At 70.4% G+C, this 14,875-nt stretch carries 15 protein-coding genes and 1 pseudogene; 12 read left to right on the top strand and 4 right to left on the bottom strand.

Annotated elements, in window-relative coordinates:
- Window positions 1–61: 61 nt before the first annotated feature.
- From ACFYYN_RS32730 to ACFYYN_RS32710, 5 genes are all read left to right on the top strand, one after another.
- Window positions 62–556 carry an Asp23/Gls24 family envelope stress response protein gene (locus tag ACFYYN_RS32730; RefSeq protein ID WP_500329178.1) on the top strand — a complete coding sequence of 165 codons (495 nt, stop codon included), beginning with the start codon at window positions 62–64 and terminating at the stop codon, window positions 554–556.
- Window positions 557–648: 92 nt separating this feature from the next.
- A complete protein-coding gene (locus tag ACFYYN_RS32725; RefSeq protein WP_500548615.1) occupies window positions 649–840 on the top strand; it encodes a hypothetical protein in 192 nt (63 codons plus the stop codon).
- Window positions 837–1,250: an Asp23/Gls24 family envelope stress response protein gene (locus tag ACFYYN_RS32720; protein ID WP_500329176.1), complete on the top strand. Its 414-nt coding sequence runs from the start codon at window positions 837–839 to the stop codon at window positions 1,248–1,250. The genes ACFYYN_RS32725 and ACFYYN_RS32720 overlap by 4 nt, the downstream gene beginning before the upstream one ends.
- Window positions 1,251–1,502: 252 nt before the next feature.
- Window positions 1,503–1,991: a DUF6286 domain-containing protein gene (locus ACFYYN_RS32715; protein ID WP_500548614.1), complete on the top strand. Its 489-nt coding sequence runs from the start codon at window positions 1,503–1,505 to the stop codon at window positions 1,989–1,991.
- Between the two features lie 19 nt (window positions 1,992–2,010).
- Complete coding sequence (locus ACFYYN_RS32710) at window positions 2,011–2,619, top strand: alkaline shock response membrane anchor protein AmaP (RefSeq protein WP_500548613.1); 609 nt, start codon at window positions 2,011–2,013, stop codon at window positions 2,617–2,619.
- A gap of 59 nt (window positions 2,620–2,678) precedes the next feature.
- On the opposite strand, the gene ACFYYN_RS32705 is transcribed toward ACFYYN_RS32710, so the two are convergent.
- Together ACFYYN_RS32705 and trhA are read right to left on the bottom strand one after the other, a co-directional pair.
- The gene (locus ACFYYN_RS32705) at window positions 2,679–3,950 is read right to left on the bottom strand and encodes a PP2C family protein-serine/threonine phosphatase (protein WP_500548612.1); all 1,272 of its coding nucleotides are present in this window, start codon (window positions 3,948–3,950) and stop codon (window positions 2,679–2,681) included.
- Window positions 3,951–4,725: 775 nt separating this feature from the next.
- Window positions 4,726–5,375 (bottom strand): annotated as a pseudogene (gene trhA / locus ACFYYN_RS32700) (PAQR family membrane homeostasis protein TrhA).
- 452 nt (window positions 5,376–5,827) lie between these two features.
- Here trhA and ACFYYN_RS32695 point away from each other — a divergent pair.
- On the top strand, window positions 5,828–6,562 hold the full coding sequence (locus ACFYYN_RS32695) for a histone protein (RefSeq protein ID WP_500548611.1): 735 nt from the start codon (window positions 5,828–5,830) through the stop codon (window positions 6,560–6,562).
- A 4-nt stretch (window positions 6,563–6,566) separates the two neighbouring features.
- A complete protein-coding gene (locus ACFYYN_RS32690) occupies window positions 6,567–7,760 on the top strand; it encodes an SRPBCC family protein (protein WP_500548610.1) in 1,194 nt (397 codons plus the stop codon).
- A 26-nt stretch (window positions 7,761–7,786) separates the two neighbouring features.
- On the opposite strand, the gene ACFYYN_RS32685 is transcribed toward ACFYYN_RS32690, so the two are convergent.
- Window positions 7,787–8,674 (bottom strand): SigB/SigF/SigG family RNA polymerase sigma factor, encoded by an 888-nt coding sequence (locus ACFYYN_RS32685; protein WP_500548609.1) that lies wholly within the window; start codon window positions 8,672–8,674, stop codon window positions 7,787–7,789.
- Between the two features lie 387 nt (window positions 8,675–9,061).
- Between ACFYYN_RS32685 and ACFYYN_RS32680 the strand changes: the two genes are divergently transcribed.
- Both ACFYYN_RS32680 and ACFYYN_RS32675 read left to right on the top strand, forming a co-directional pair.
- The gene (locus ACFYYN_RS32680; protein ID WP_500548608.1) at window positions 9,062–9,199 is read left to right on the top strand and encodes a hypothetical protein; all 138 of its coding nucleotides are present in this window, start codon (window positions 9,062–9,064) and stop codon (window positions 9,197–9,199) included.
- 24 nt (window positions 9,200–9,223) lie between these two features.
- Window positions 9,224–10,117, top strand: coding sequence for a PP2C family protein-serine/threonine phosphatase (locus ACFYYN_RS32675; protein WP_500548607.1), 894 nt, complete (start codon window positions 9,224–9,226; stop codon window positions 10,115–10,117).
- A gap of 30 nt (window positions 10,118–10,147) precedes the next feature.
- On the opposite strand, the gene ACFYYN_RS32670 is transcribed toward ACFYYN_RS32675, so the two are convergent.
- The gene (locus ACFYYN_RS32670) at window positions 10,148–11,125 is read right to left on the bottom strand and encodes a helix-turn-helix domain-containing protein (RefSeq protein WP_500548606.1); all 978 of its coding nucleotides are present in this window, start codon (window positions 11,123–11,125) and stop codon (window positions 10,148–10,150) included.
- A 691-nt stretch (window positions 11,126–11,816) separates the two neighbouring features.
- On the opposite strand from ACFYYN_RS32670, the gene ACFYYN_RS32665 reads away from it, so the two are divergent.
- The 3 genes from ACFYYN_RS32665 to ACFYYN_RS32655 all read left to right on the top strand — a co-directional run bounded on the left by ACFYYN_RS32665 (window position 11,817) and on the right by ACFYYN_RS32655 (window position 14,853).
- Window positions 11,817–12,434, top strand: coding sequence for a hypothetical protein (locus tag ACFYYN_RS32665; protein WP_500548605.1), 618 nt, complete (start codon window positions 11,817–11,819; stop codon window positions 12,432–12,434).
- Between the two features lie 193 nt (window positions 12,435–12,627).
- Window positions 12,628–14,121, top strand: a complete 1,494-nt coding sequence (locus ACFYYN_RS32660) for a PepSY-associated TM helix domain-containing protein (RefSeq protein WP_500548604.1) — start codon at window positions 12,628–12,630, stop codon at window positions 14,119–14,121.
- Window positions 14,122–14,334: 213 nt separating this feature from the next.
- Entirely contained in the window at window positions 14,335–14,853 is a 519-nt protein-coding gene (locus ACFYYN_RS32655) for an SRPBCC family protein (RefSeq protein ID WP_500548603.1), read from the top strand.
- The last annotated feature ends 22 nt before the right edge of the window (window positions 14,854–14,875 follow it).

Here is a 14,875-nt window from a genome sequence, read left to right as displayed (position 1 = left end):
GTGTCCAAACCTGTGACGGGCGCCGTACCGGTGCCCGCAGCAACTGATCGAGGCGACTGCCATGACGGACACCACCGACCGTCCCTTCACCGGACAGGACGGCTCCGCCGGGACCGGGACGATGCTCAAGGGGCCGACCGGCGCGAACACCTCCCCCGAAACGCGGGGCCAGACCACCATCGCCGACGGCGTCGTGGCCAAGATCGCGGGAACTGCCGCTCGCGAGGTCCCCGGGATCCACAACCTCGGCGCGGGCATGGCCCGGGCCATGGGCGCCATGCGCGAACGCGTCCCCGGCGGCGGGACCGGAAGCGTGAGCCGCGGGGTGAAGGTCGAGGTGGGCGAGAGCCAGGCCGCGCTGGACCTCGACGTCGTCGTCGAGTACGGCTACGCCATCCCCGATGTGGCAGCAGAGGTCCGCGTCAGCGTGATCTCCGCCGTGGAACGCATGACCGGCCTTGAGGTCGTCGAGGTGAACCTCGTCGTCGACGACGTGAAGCTGCCCGACGACGAAGAGGAAGACGAAACCGAGCCGGGCGAGGGCCGCGTCCGATGACCCCGTCAGTGGGCCGTCAGTGGGTCCACCCACGCGGCACGAAGCGCGCCCGAGGCGGCGGCACACGCCGGCGCGGGACAGGTGAGTGAATCATGAATACAGCGACAGTGGGTCTGGCAGCCGGAATGGCACTGGGATTCGCCGGCTTCTTCGGCGGGTTCTGGGCCTTCCTCCTGGTAGCGGTCCTGGGCGCCGTGGGGTTGGGCGTCGGTCTCGTCCTGCAGGGTGACTCCGACGTGTTCACCCGGCGGCAGCGGGACGTGTCCGCCCGGCGGCCACGGTGAACACCACCACCCGTGCCGCCGGTTCGTCCGGCCGTCCCCCCGGCGAGCCTGCGGACGACGTCCACGGCCGCGTGCCGCCTGCCGCGCGTGGCGCGACGGTGATACCCGACCGGGTCGTGGCCCGCATCGCCGTCCGGGTCGCCGGCACGGCGCTGCGCCGACTCGTCGGCCCGAGGCAGCCGCGCACGGAGCTGGCCGCACCGGGGGCGCGTGCGACCACGTACGGCGGAACGGCACAACTGGCGTTGTCGGTGGACCTTCCCTACCCCGCTGACATCGCCGTCACCTGCCGGCAACTGCAGCGCGAGGTCGCCGAACGGGTGGCCCAACTGACCGGGCTGGACGTCCGCGACGTCACGCTGACGATCCGGCGCCTGGCCACCGTCGGCGGACCCGACCGTGTTCAGTGACCCCGCCGCCTCGGCGGCGCCGGACGGAACCGGCCATCGTCACGCACAGACCAAGGAACCCCCATGACTCTCCCCTCCGGTATCGCACCTCCCGGTCGCCATGCATCGCGGCCCAAGACCGAAAGAGCCGCAGACCCGGGCCGGCCCGGCATCCGTGCTCCCGCAGCGAGGTCGCCGGCGCGCGACGGCCGTGGGGCGAGGTCACCTCGCCTGTGGTCGGCGCGCCGCATCCCGGCCACCGTGGTGGCTCTGGTGGCAGTCTGCGCCTTCGGGGTGGTGCTGTACGACGTGATCGCCGTGCGTGCCGGGCAGCGCGCCGGGGCGTGGCGCACCGGTCTCGCCGACGAGTTGGCCAGCCGCCCGGTCGACGACCTGTGGTTGCTGGTCGGCGCCTGCGTCGCCGTCCTCCTCGGCCTGTGGCTGCTCGTCCTCGCGCTCACCCCAGGCCTGCGCCGGCAGTTGCCGCTGCGGGCCCCCGAGGGCTGTACCGGACTGCGGGCCTGGCTGGACCGTCGGGGAGCCGAACTGGTGCTGCGCGACGCCGCGATGCGGGTCCCGGGCATAGCCCGAGCCCGGGTCCGGGTCGGACGCCGCCGCGTCATCGCCCGAGCGGACGTCCGCTTCCGCGACCCGGCGACCGTCCGCGACGACCTCACCCAGGCCTTGCAGGACCAGTGCCGCCAGCTCGCTCTGGCACATGCCCCACGGCTGGCGGTCCGCCTACGACACCACACCCGTTGACCCCGCCCGGGAGCGCGCCATGAACGGCCGATCCACACTCAACCGCCTCCTCCTGGCCATCAGCGGCCTGGTGCTGCTGGGTGGCGGGCTGCTGATCCTCACCGCAGCTCTCGACCTCTACCGTCGGGTTCACGTGGCTGCGCCCGCCGGCTGGCCGCTGACCACGCACAATGACGTCCTGCTCAGCAACGCGGACCGGATCCGCTGGAGCGACCAGGGCTGGTGGTGGTGGCCCGCCGTCATCGCCGGCCTCACGCTGGCGACCGTCCTGGCCCTCCTGTGGCTGATCGCCCAGTTCCGACGCCAACGTCCAGGCTCGGTGCACCTGGGCGGAACGCCTCCGCCCGACGGTGTCGAACTGCGCGGCCGCGCCCTCAGCGACGCCGTGGCCGCTGAAGCAAGCGCTCTGCCCGGCGTCGGGCGGGCGGGCGCCCACATGAGCGGACGCCCGGCGCACCCCCGGCTCGACGTGGCCGTCACGCTGACGGATCACGCCGCACCCGCCCCGGTCCTGCAGGCGCTGTGTCACGGCCCGGTCGCGCACGCGCGCGAGAGCACCGGGTTGACCGAACTGCCCACCCGGGCGCGCTTCGACGTCGGCAGGCACAAAGCGCGACGCGTCGAATAGGGCGCCCTCATCGGGCGCGGTGGGCACCGGCAAGGCCGCCCGCTCCGACCCACGCCCCGTCAGGGACGCGGGGGGACGCGCAGGGCGAGCAGCGCGGTGTCGTCGCTGGCCCAGTCACCCGTGTGCTCGGCGATGAGGTCGCCGAGGTGGGTGACGATGCCCTGCGCATCCATTCCTCGGCATCCGGCGAAGGCGGCGGCCAGTGCTTCCTCGCCGAACTGCGGCCGGGCGCCGGAAGACGCGGTGCGACGGGCCCGGGCCTCGGTGGCGCCGTCGGTGTAGAGCAGCAGCGCGTCACCGGGGGCGAGCCGGAACGGTACGTCGGTCAGCCTGACGTCGGCGAGGATGCCCAGCAGGCTTCCGGACCGTCCGACCTCCTGGATGCGGCCGTTGGCCCGGCGGATCAGGGCCGGGGGGTGTCCCGCGGTGCACAGCCGCCCCGCAATTCCCGCGGGTGTGGTGCGGAAAGTGGCGTAGACGGCGGTCAGGAACCGCTCTCCCTTGCGCTGCTCCATGAGGGCGGAGTTGAGGTGATCGAGCACCGAGGCGGGGGACTTGTGCTGGGTGGCTTCGGCGCGCAGGGTGTAGCGGGCCAGGGCGGTGACCTTGGCCGCCTCGGTGCCCTTCCCGCACACGTCGCCCATCACGGTGCACCACCAAGGCCCCTTGGCCCGGAATAGGTCGTAGAAGTCGCCCACCACGGTGCTGCCACCGGCCGCCGGCAAGTACGAGGCGGCCGTCTCCAGGCCGGGGACCTTCTGCAGTACCGGGGGCAACAGGCTGTCCTGGAGGCTGCGGGCCAGCGTGCTTGCGGTCTCGAGGGCGTCCTGGGCAACGGCCAGCGAGGTGCGCAGGTTGATCTCGTTGCTGGCCGCGCGGGCGATCGTGGCCAGTTCCGCCAGTTCCTGGGGCTGCCAGGTGTGCGGATTCTCATCCACCACGCTGATGCTGCCCAGCACCTCTCCGCCCGGGGCGAGGATCGGGTACCCGGCCCAGGCTCCGATCTTCATACGCGTGATCGCGGGATGGCCACTCGTGCGGGGGTCGGCGGCGGCGTCCGCGACCACGAACGGCTCCCCGTGCCGGCCGACCACAAACGGGCAGAAACTCTCCCGGACAGGGATCTGCCGCTCGGCCACCTCCCCGGCGTCCACCCCGACGCAGGACTTCCAGAACGAACGACGCTCGTCGACCAGGGTGATGAACGCCCGCCCGCAGCCGGTCACCGAGGCCGCGAGCTGGGCCAGGTCGTCGAATGCCGCCTCGGGGCCGGTGTCCAGCAACCCGGTCGCCTCCACCGCGGCCAGCCGCCGTCGATCGGACAGTGCCACGGGCAGGCCGTCGGGCCGCGTCTCGCCTGGGATCGCGAGGCCCTCGTGCAAACGTCTCCGTGCCCCCACGACCGCCTCCGGTACATCAGAAAGTGTTGGATCGATCGCACACCGTCATCGAATGGACTGTCACACGACTACCGTAGCCACCAGCGGTCCGGTGCCGGGGACAACGAAGACGATTGCCGGCGTGGGGCGGCGGTGCTGCCGTCCATGGCACCAGCATGGAGGCCCGTATCCTCGCTGCGAACAAGGACGCCTCGGAGCACCGTCAGCGCCGGCCCGCGCACGCAAACCGCGGGTCAGCTCGCCTTCTCCTGCTCACTGACGTCGTTCTCCACGGCGCCGGCCGGCCTGCCGAGCATGCTGCGGTGCCGGAGCTGGATCAAACTCGATGGAGGACCCGACGTGCGGCCACCGGTCGTCGCTCTGTTGGGAATGTGAGGGGCCGACGACCCACTCGCCGTAGCGCGAGCCGTCGGCGAGGGCGGCCCACACCTCCTGTGGGGATCCGCCCACCAAACGGTGTTGTACGGCCATGAGCTCCTCCCGTGGAGGCTTGTCACCACTGATCAGAGGCAGGAATCCATTCCCTTGCCGCAAGCGGGCCTCGGCTGCGGCAAACCGGGAGGGGGCGATGCTGCGGACAGCCTGGGCCCGCCCGGTTGGGGCCCGGGCCTCGTGGGGTGTTCACACGGCCAGCCGGGCGGACACATCCCACGCTACGCTCCACGGGTCCCGCTGCGCACGCCAGGAACCGCAGGCCTCATGCCGGTCATACCGCGGCCAGGGCGATCGCCGCGTAGTGGGCGGTGAAAGCAGCCAGGGTGAAGGTGTGGAACACCTCGTGGAAGCCGAACCAGCGCGGAGAGGGGTCGGGTCGCTTCGTCGCGTACACCACTGCGCCTGCGGTGTAGAGGACTCCGCCGGTGGCGATCAGGATCGCCACCAAGGCCCCGCCGACGCGCAGGAAGTCCGGTAGGAGGAAGGCACCGGACCAGCCGAGCGCAAGGTAGCAAGGGGTGTACAGCCAGCGGGGAGCCCCCACCCACAGCACCCGGAAGGCGACTCCGGCGAGGGCGCCGGCCCACATGAGTCCCAGCAGGACGGCTCGTCTGTGCTGGGAAGAAGGACCACGGTCAGGGGTGTGTACGTGCCGGCGATGATCACGAAGATGCTGGCGTGGTCCAGTCGGCGCAGGACCGTCTCACCGCGAGGACGCCAGGTGCCGCGGTGGTAGAGCGCGCTGGTGCCGAACAGCAGCCACGCGGAGGAGATTCCACAGGCGAGCGTCGTCAGAGTCGTGCGTGCAAGGCAGATCAGTGCGATGCCCGCGATCAGTGAGGCCGGAAACATGCCGGCGTGCAACCAGCCACGGAGTCTCGGTTTCAGCAGTTCCATGGCCCCGGCGGCCGCCTCCGCCATCTCGCCAACCTGGTGGGCGGCCCCCGCGGCTCCGTGTCCGGTTGCCTCGGTAAGACCGACCGCTCGCTGACGCGTCCCGTTTGCCCTGTGACCAGGAACTGCGCTGGTGGGCACGGTGTGGGCCGTGAAGTCCGGCTGCCTCAGAGGCCGCTGGACGTCATCTGCGCACATACACCTCATGCTAGGAGCCCGCCCACGTCGGCGCATGAGGTGGCAGGGCGACTCACGGACCGCGGAGGCGCGGATCGGGTGGCCGCAATTCTCCATGGCGTTCCGCTCTCCACATGCGCCTGCTGACGTCACAACCCAGACTGGAGATAGCGGAGCGAGCAGCGCGGCCACTGCCCGCCACCCCACGTGGGCGCTTCGCCCTGACGAGCGAGCCCCCGTTCCCGGCGACGGCGGGCGCCACCCGGAACACCAGCTCGGTAACCCTCTCGAAGGGAAACTCGATGAACGACGTACCCAAAGTCGCTCTTGCCGTCGCGGTCGCCGGAGGTTACATCCTCGGCCGGACCAAGAAGGGGCGGCTGGCCTTCGGCATCGCGACCTACCTGGCCGGACGGCGGGTCGGCCTCGAACCCCAACAGCTGCTGACGGAAGGGGTCAAGAGGCTGCGTGAACTTCCGCAATTCGAAGAACTCAGCGAGCAGCTACGCGGTGAGGCTCTGAAAGCCGGCCGTCAGGCGATGGGCGCGGTTGCCGACCGCAAGCTCTCGGCGCTGGCCGACTCCCTGCAGGCACGCACTGAGCGCATAGGCAAGCGCAAGGAAGAGGAGCCGGAAGAGGAGGAGCCCGAGGACGCATACGAGGAGGAAGAGGAGGAGCCCGAGGAGCCCGAGGAGGAGGAAGAGGAGGGAACATCCGAGGGTGAGGCAGAGACGGAAGAGGAGGAGCCGGAGAAGCCCGAGCCCAGGCGTCGCCGGGCAGCTCGCAAGGACGCGGGCCGGGACGAGGGTGCGCGCGGTCGTGGCGGAACCCGCCGCCCGGCCGAGGCGGCTCCCCACAAGGCGCCGGCCAGGAAGACGACAGGGAAGAAGACGGCGCCCGCGAAGAAGACGACGGCGGCGAAGAAGTCCTCCGCTCCCGCGAAGAAGACGGCAGCTGCGAAGAAGGCCTCCGCTCCGGCCAAGAGGACGGCGGCGAAGAAGACGGCGGCGAAGAAGGCATCCACACGGCGGAGGTAGGCCCATGGCCGGCACGACACGCGAAGGCGAACAGGGCTCGGGGCTCGACCAGTTGCGCGGCGCGTTCACGAGCTTCCTGGGGGCCCAGGTACAGAATCTGGCGGACAAGGCCACGGACAAACTCGGCGACGTCACCAGCGGGCTCCAGGGTGTGGCTGACGGGGGCGGCGTGCTCCCCAAGGCGGGTCTGCGAATGCTCCAAGGGGACTCACCGGTCAAGGCTCTGATCGGTGAGAAGGCGAAGAGCATCAAGGACAGCGTCGTCGACAAGGTCAAGGGGGTGTTCGGCGGCGGAGGGGGCAAGGGCCGTAAGTCCGGTACGCCCAAGGTCATGAACATCATTGAAGTGCTGGACGTGGGTGTGCCGTTGCGCTTCGCCTACGACCACTGGACTCAGTACGAGAAGTTCAGCAGCTTCACCAAGGGCGTCCGCAGTGCGTCACGGGGCAAGGAGGAGGACAGCGACTGGAAGGTCAAGGTGGGCCCGTCGACACGCGGATGGAAGGCCACTACGCAGGAACAGGTGCCGGACGAACGCATCGTCTGGACCTCGGAGGGCGCCAAGGGCACCACGCGCGGTTGCGTGAGCTTCCACGAATTGGCACCCAGCCTCACCCGCATCGTGCTCGTGGTCGAGTACTACCCCTCTGGCCTCTTCGAGAAGACCGGAAACATCTGGCGCGCCCAAGGGCGTCGTCTGCGCCTGGACTTCAAGCACTTCCAGCGTTACGTGACCCTCACCGACGAGGAAGCGGACGGCTGGCGCGGCGAGATCCGCGACGGCGAAGTGGTCCGGACGCACGAGGAAGCCATCGAGGAAGAAGAGCAGGCCGCCGAAGAGGAAGGCTCGGAGGAGCCTGACGAGTACGAAGACGAGGAGGAGTACCCCGAGGGCGAAGAGGGGGAGGAAGAGGAAGAGGAGGGCGAGTACCCGGAGGACGAAGAGGAAGGCGAGGACGAGTACCCCGAGGACGAAGAAGAAGAGGGCGAAGAGGAAGAAGAGGGCGAAGAGGAAGAAGAGGGCGAAGAGGAAGAGGAGGGCGACGAAGAGGAGGACGAAGAGGAAGAAGAGGACGAGTACCCCGAGGACGAAGAAGAAGAGGACGGAGAAGAAGAGGAGGGCGACGAAGAGGAGGACGAGGAGCAGAGTCCTGATCGCTCCTCCGGGCGGGCACGTGGCGGCCGCAGGCGGCGATGATCGGCCACCCCCGGGAGGACGCGGGCTCAGGAGTCGGTGAGCATCCCCGCACGGAGCTTGGAGAGCAGCCGTGAAAGCAGCCGGGATACGTGCATCTGGGAGAGCCCGAGTTCGACGCCGATCTGGGACTGGGTCAACTCCTGGCCGAACCGCATCTGCAAGAGGACACGTTCGCGCTCACCCAACTGGTCCAGCATGGGTGCGAGCGCCCGCAAGTCCTCGACCTTCTCGATCGCCGGGTCGCAGGCACCTATCGTGTCGGCGTAGGAGCGGCTGCCACCCTCACCCTCCTCGTCAGTGGGCAGATCGAGGGAGCCGGCGCTGTAGCCGTTGGCGGCGACCATACCCTCGATGACCTCCTCCTCGCCGATCTCCAGGTACGCCGCCAGTTCCGCCACACTGGGCGGGGCGTCGAGGACCGCAGTGAGGTGGTCACGAGCCTTGGCCAGTTCCACCCGCAACTCCTGCAGGCGTCGCGGCACATGCACGGCCCAGGAGGTGTCGCGGAAGAACCGCTTCATCTCTCCGACGATGTAGGGAACGGCGAAGGTCGTGAACTCGACCTCGCGGCTCAGGTCGAACCGGTCGATGGCCTTGATCAGGCCAATGGTGCCGACCTGCAGGATGTCCTCCTGCTCCTCGGGACCGCGGCTTCGGAAACGACGGGCGGCGAAGTGGACCAGAGACACGTTCATCTCGATCAGCGTGTTGCGCGCGTAGCTGTACTCGGCTGTGCCCTCTTCGATGCTCTGCAGCCGGTCGAAGAACAGCTTCGACAACTGGCGGGCATCCTTCGGCGCGATGGTGCCGGCGTCCTCGATCCACGGCAGACCCGCGTCCTGGAGGGCCCGTGTGGGCACCGATCCCGCAGGGTGCTCGATGACGTCCGTGGACTGCTGCGTGGATACCGTCACGTCATCACCCTTGAGTTGTCCGCCGTGTCAGTCACCGTGTGCCCCGAACAGCCGGTCTCATGCAGGCCCGCACCATGATGCGCCGGGAGACGTCAACGGTTCCGGGTGCCGTCGGCCGTAGTGCAGCCCCGTCCACGATCCCTATCCGCAGGCCCTTGGGCGGGCCACATGAGGTGGATCCCGTCATCCCGTCCGGTCGTTCTTGGGACCCCGTTCGGGATGCTGCGTGCATGGTCAAGATCTCATGCGCCGCTGCGCAAGCTTCGTTGCTCCGCCTCGCCTACGGTCGTGGCGCGACGACTACCGGATCCCCGATGAGCGTCCGCCCCGGCGGCCGCCGCAGCCTCCCACCGACAGGGCGGGTGCGTGGGAAAGGAGAGGTGCGGCATGACTGGTCTCAAGCAATTCGACGACATGCGGGTGGTACGGCTCGTGCCCATCGCGGGGGCCTTGCTGGGGGTACTCACGATCTGCGCGGCCGTTCCCCTGCGCGGTCGGGTGAAGAGCGCCTGCCGTCTCCTGTAGCTGGTTGCGGCACCGGCGGCGGCCGTGGCATGCGGCAGGCTGCTCCGGCTGTACCGCCGTCGGGCGGCGAGTGCCCTCGCCGTCTCCGACGCCGTGCAAGATGTGCTGCTGCGACCGCTTCCCTCGCGTGTCGGCGGCCTCGACCTCGCTTCCGTCTACCACGCCTGCGGCGGGCAGGCCCGGGTGGGCGGGGACCTCTACGCGGTCGCCCGGGCCGACGCGGCGACCCGCATCATCATCGGCGACGTCCGGGGGAGAGGGCTGCCCTCGTTCCTCGACGTCATCGCCATCCTCGGAGCCTTCCGTGAATGGGCGCCGCAGCCCGTCTCCCTGGTCGAGCTGTCCACCCACCTGGAGGAGAGCTTCCTGCGGTACCTGGCCGACGCGGACGACGACGCACGCTGCGACGCGGACGAACGCTTCGCGACGGCGCTGATCCTGGAGGTGCCGGACGGTGAGCCCGACGCCCGCATGGTCAACTTCGGCCATCCGCCCCCGGTGCGGGCACGCTCGGGAGAACTGGTCCTGCTGCCCGGCACGCCCTGCCCGCCGCTCGGGCTCAGCCCGCTGTGCGACATCCGCGCCCATGAGAACGCCTTCGAACTCGGCCCCCACGACACGCTGTTGCTGTACACCGACGGCCTCATCGAGGCCCGCGACCGCAGCGGGACCTCCTTCCCGCTCCTGGAACGCGCCACCTCGTGGACGTGGCATGACCGGCACCGTTTCTGTCACGAGCGCCTGCACAACGTCCTGGCGGAGATCCTCGAGGACATCGTCGCCCACTGTGGTGCCCTGCCGGCCGACGATCTCGCGATGATCGCGCTGGCCCGCCACGGAGAGGGGGGTGGGGCGGTCCTTCCCTGCCCGGCGGACCCCGACCCGTCGGAAGGCGTCAGGCCCATGCGCTGGCGCTGATCATGAACGGCGCCTCGTCGTAGCCGCCGGTCAAGGGTGCCCGGGAAGATCGGCGAGGGCCATTCGGCGCCACGCGGCCGGGGAGATGCCGTAGGCGGCACGGAAGGTCCGGCTGAAGTGCGCGGGACTGACGAAACCCCATCGCTGCGCGATCGTCGCCACGGTCAACCCGGCCAGGTCAGGACGTGCGAGATCCTCACGGCAGGCTTCCAGCCGCTGGTGGTGGATCCATCGGCTGACCGTCATGTCCTCGCCCTGGAACAACTTGTGCAGATAGCGCACGGAGATGTGGTGCGCAGCCGCGATCACGGCCGGGGAGAGTTCCGGTCGGCCGAGGTGGGCCTTGATGTAGTCGCGCACGAGCAGCCGCATCGTCTCCTCGGCGGTGGGCGTGACGTCGGCGTCGAGCCTGCCGTCGTGTGCCACGAGCGCGGTCAGCACGTCGAGCATCCCCCGCTCCAGGTACTGCTGTGCTCCTGCCAGGCAGGTCTCCGACGCCGCCGCCGCGGCGAGCCTGGTCACGTACGCGGCGAGGATTCCGCCGATGTAGTGGGTGGGGCGATACGGCCGGCCGATGGCGCGGGCCAGGTACGCATCGGGAAGGTCCAGCATCTCGAGTGGGATGGAGGCAATGTTCTGACGGAAGCTGCCGGGAAAGTCCCTGAAGAAGGGTCGCCGGGAGTCGAGCAGGACCAGTTCCCCGGGGGTGAGGAGCGTCTCGCGTCCGTCCTGCGCCACGACGCTGCTGCCTGCTTCCTGCAGGCTCACGATGAGCGCGTTGCCGGCGTCGTTGGCGATGATCCCTCTGGTCCGGGCCATCCGTTGAGGGCTTGCCTCGACGTGGCCCACATGGATGGCACCGACCGAGGCCAGCCAGAGGGATCCGCACAACGTGCCATCCTTCGGAGGCCGGATCTCAAGTCTGGTGACTGCCTGGTGGACTGCGTCCGTCCAGTACTCCGCCTTCTCGTGGGGTGGAAGGATGTTCGTGCGAAATGCCTGGTTCACGATGTCACCGCGTCAGCGAAAGCAAAATCTGATGACGGCCCGGGCCCTCTCTGTGGCGTGCCCGAGGCCGCCGCCAGCTCCAACAGGGGCATGCTAAATCGATTCATCCGGGTATGGGCCGAATCGAGATAAAGACTGCGGTTTGTCCGCAGGGCACGTCCTTGCGATCCCTCCTCGCGACTTGCTTGCCGCGTCAAGCAATATGCAGGGTTGTTGCATCAACCTGCGGGGAGGTCATGGGCGCGATCGGGCGGAAAGCGCCAGCCGCCAGGCTGTGGGGATGGAGCGGCCCGCCGGCACCGGCGGGCCGCCCGCATCTCTCCTGGCCGCGCCGGAGCGAGTCGCGCCGGGGCCCACCTCCCGTCCCCGCGAAGCGGGCTGCGGCGCGTGCCCTTCCGCTGGGAATGGCTGCGGCCGGTGCTCATGGCTCCGTGGGACGGGTCCTCGTCGTCGTCCACGAGGGGCGCGTCGCGGGTGCGTCGGCGCCCGCCGGCTCATGCCCCGGTACGTCGGGGTCGGTCCTGCCCGGGCGCCGCGGTCGGGCTACGGCCGCGCCCTGTGGCGGGCCGCGATGGACTAAGTGGAGGGCCCACGGGTTTGACGGCGCGTAGCCAGCACAGGCCATCGTGCGCCGTCGGTGCTCCGCGTGCCCCGTCCCTCATTCGGGTGGTCGATGGCATCATTGCTGCCCATGACATCCGGGCCCGCCTTCCGCCTCGCGCGTGCCGCGGTGTTCGCGGCCGTGTGCGTGGCGGTGACGGGTCTCGGACACGCCCTGATGTCGCGGGCGGTTCCCGGCTGGGCGGTGGGGTACGGGTTCGCCGCCACCACCGCCGGAGCGTGGTGGCTGGCGGGTCGCCGTGAGCGCGGTGCCCCGGCGGTCATGGCGGCGACCGCGGCGGCCCAGTTCGCCCTGCACGGCTGGTTCAGCCTCGCACAGGCTTTCGCCGCCGCCCCCACCGACATGACGGCCGGCCACCGGTCTTCGGCCGCCGTGGCAGCGATGCCCATGAGCACCGCTGCCATGGGCGGCTGGTCCACCGGCATGGTCTCCGCCCACGCCCTGGCCGCGGTCCTGTGCGGGCTGTGGCTGTGGCGCGGTGAGGCCGCGGCCTTCCAACTCGGCCGCTCCCTGGCCGCTTTCGTCTTCGCTCCACTGCGCCGGGCTTCGCGCGTCCGAGCCGTCGTCACGTCACCCGCCCCTGCGACGCCCGCGTCCTCCCACGTCCCCCCACGCCTGGACCACCAGGCGACCCTGTGGCACAGCGTCACACGGCGCGGCCCCCCGCAGCCGGCGATCTGCTCCTGACCGTCCGTCACGCCCCGTCGCGGTGACGGGCGCAGTCCGGCGTGCCCACGCACACCGTCCGCCCGGCGCATCCACGCGCGCCCGGTGCCGGAACGGCAGGCCCGTCACGCCGTACCGCCGTGAAGGCGGACCGAATCGTCGGCTTCACGAGCGCCCGCGCCCAGTGCGCCGGGCGCCGATTGGGGATGCACGCATGACTTCGACACAGGAACAGACGCCAAGGGACGACCGCGACGCAGCCGCGGTGGCTGTCGCGGAGGCCGACGGCCCCGCCGTACCGCCGGCCACCTCGGGGACCGGTCCCGTACGACCCGGCCGTTCGTGGAAGGGCGTTCGGGCGCTGCTCGTACGGCTGCACTTCTACGCGGGGGTGTTCGTCGCCCCCTTCGTGCTCGTGGCCGCCCTGACGGGGCTGGCCTACACCTTCACACCCCAGCTCGACCAGCTCGTCTACGGCGACCAGCTCGGCGTGGCGGAGGTGGGTGACGAACCGCGCCCCCTGGCGGAGCAGATCGCCACCGCCCGGGCGGCCCACCCGGAGGGCACGCTGTCCTCGGTGATCACTCCGTCCGGCCCGGAGGAGACCACGCGGGTGGTGCTGTCGCTGCCGGAACTGGGCGAGAACCAGCGCACGGTGTTCGTGGACCCGTACACGGCCGAGGTCAAGGGTGAGCTGACCACGTGGTACGGCTCGACGCCGCTGACCACCTGGCTGGACGACCTGCACCGCAACCTGCACCTCGGTGAGACCGGGCGTCTGTACTCGGAGGTCGCCGCGAGCTGGCTGTGGGTGATCGTGGCAGGGGGCCTCGTCCTGTGGCTGGGGCGTGCCCGCGGGCAGCGTGCCACGTCGGTGCGCGGTGTGTTGCTGCCCGACCGCTCCGCCCGGGGTGTACGGCGTACCCGCAGTCGGCACGCGGCCACGGGCGTCTGGATCGCCGTCGGCCTGCTCGCTCTCAGCGCCACCGGTCTGACCTGGTCCCACTACGCCGGTGACCGGTTCGGGCAGCTGCTCGACGCGGCCAAGGGAAACGCACCCGAACTGGTCACCTCGCTGCCAGGCGGAGCCGGGGCGACGGACGGCGAGCACGTGGGGCACGCCGGACACGGCACAGACCAGGGCGCGGCGTCGGCGGACCCCGCCGACTTCGACGCGGTCCTCGGGGTGGCCCGCGACGCCGGGCTGGGCGGCCGGGTGGAGCTGACGCCGCCCACGGACGACGCGGCCGCCTGGACGGTGGCCCAGGACGACGACCTGTGGCCGGTCCACTACGACCAGGTCGCCGTCGACGCCGCCAGGGGCGAGGTCACCTCGGAGAGCAGGTGGGCCGACTACCCGGTCCTGGCCAAGCTCAGCAAGCTCGGCGTCCAGGGCCACATGGGCCTGCTGTTCGGCATCGTCAACCAGATCCTGCTGGCGCTGATCGCGCTCGGCCTGATCGCCGTGATCGTGTGGGGCTACCGGATGTGGTGGCAGCGCCGGCCCACGCGTGGCGACCGCACGGCGGCACTCGGCAAGGCCCCCGTACGGGGGACGTGGCGGCAGCTGCCCCTGCCGGTGCTGATCATCGGCGTCCCGGCCGTCGCCGCGCTCGGCTGGGCGCTGCCGCTCCTGGGCATCACGCTGCTCGGATTCCTCGTCGTCGACACGGCGGTCGGGCTCGTCCGGCGGAACCGAACCGCCTAGCGTCGAAGGGGAGACAACGCCAACTGCCCCCGGTCCGGCACGCCCACCGTGCCGGACCGGAGGCAGCTGCGCCTTGTGGGGCAGCGCCGCGGACGCGGTCGCCACCGAACGTGACGGGAGCCGGGCGCAGCGTCCCCTCGCCGCGCTCACCCACATGCGACCTCCCTGCCGGGCGGTGACACTGGAGAGAGCGGCGCCTGAAGAAGGTGGGCCATGACGACCGTCGAAGAAGTGGTCGAGATCGCGGTCCCGGTACGTACCGCGTACAACCAATGGACCCAGTTCAAGAGCTTTCCGCGGTTCATGTCCGCGGTGAGGAGGGTCGAGCAGATCAACCCCTCGGTCACCCACTGGGTCATCGGGATCGGCCCGTTGCACCGGGAGTTCAAGGCGGAGATCGTCGAGCAGCAACCGGACTCGCACCTCGTCTGGCAGAGCCTGCGACGCAGCCCCTACCACCGGGGCACGGTCTCCTTCCGCTCCGTGGCAGCGGACCGCACCGAAGTGACCGTGCGGATGGAGACCACACGCCGCGGCATCGCGGACACCGTCACGAGTGCCCTCGGGGTCGCGCGCCGCGTCGTCCGGGCGGAGCTGCGCAACTTCAAGGAGTACATCGAGGGCATCGGCGAGGAGAGCGGAGCCTGGCGGGCGTCCATCCACAACGGACACGTGCGGCCGGTGGAGCCGGAACCGCCACGGAGCCGGGTCCCGCGGTGGCCGGTCGGCTGAGCGATCCGCGGACGAGGGAACG

Source organism: Streptomyces sp. NPDC001902 (assembly GCF_042891295.1).
In the GTDB taxonomy this organism is placed as follows: domain Bacteria; phylum Actinomycetota; class Actinomycetes; order Streptomycetales; family Streptomycetaceae; genus Actinacidiphila.
This window is presented reverse-complemented; position numbering and strand designations above follow the sequence as displayed.

Excerpts from the sequence above, each read along its gene's own strand:
- ACFYYN_RS32725 (WP_500548615.1), top strand. The coding sequence starts at position 649 with ATGAATACAGCGACAGTGGGTCTGGCAGCCGGAATGGCACTGGGATTC.
- ACFYYN_RS32665 (WP_500548605.1), top strand. The coding sequence starts at position 11,817 with ATGACATCCGGGCCCGCCTTCCGCCTCGCGCGTGCCGCGGTGTTCGCG.
- ACFYYN_RS32690 (WP_500548610.1), top strand. The coding sequence starts at position 6,567 with ATGGCCGGCACGACACGCGAAGGCGAACAGGGCTCGGGGCTCGACCAG.
- ACFYYN_RS32680 (WP_500548608.1), top strand. The coding sequence starts at position 9,062 with ATGACTGGTCTCAAGCAATTCGACGACATGCGGGTGGTACGGCTCGTG.
- ACFYYN_RS32730 (WP_500329178.1), top strand. The coding sequence starts at position 62 with ATGACGGACACCACCGACCGTCCCTTCACCGGACAGGACGGCTCCGCC.
- ACFYYN_RS32660 (WP_500548604.1), top strand. The coding sequence starts at position 12,628 with ATGACTTCGACACAGGAACAGACGCCAAGGGACGACCGCGACGCAGCC.
- ACFYYN_RS32710 (WP_500548613.1), top strand. The coding sequence starts at position 2,011 with ATGAACGGCCGATCCACACTCAACCGCCTCCTCCTGGCCATCAGCGGC.
- ACFYYN_RS32695 (WP_500548611.1), top strand. The coding sequence starts at position 5,828 with ATGAACGACGTACCCAAAGTCGCTCTTGCCGTCGCGGTCGCCGGAGGT.
- ACFYYN_RS32655 (WP_500548603.1), top strand. The coding sequence starts at position 14,335 with ATGACGACCGTCGAAGAAGTGGTCGAGATCGCGGTCCCGGTACGTACC.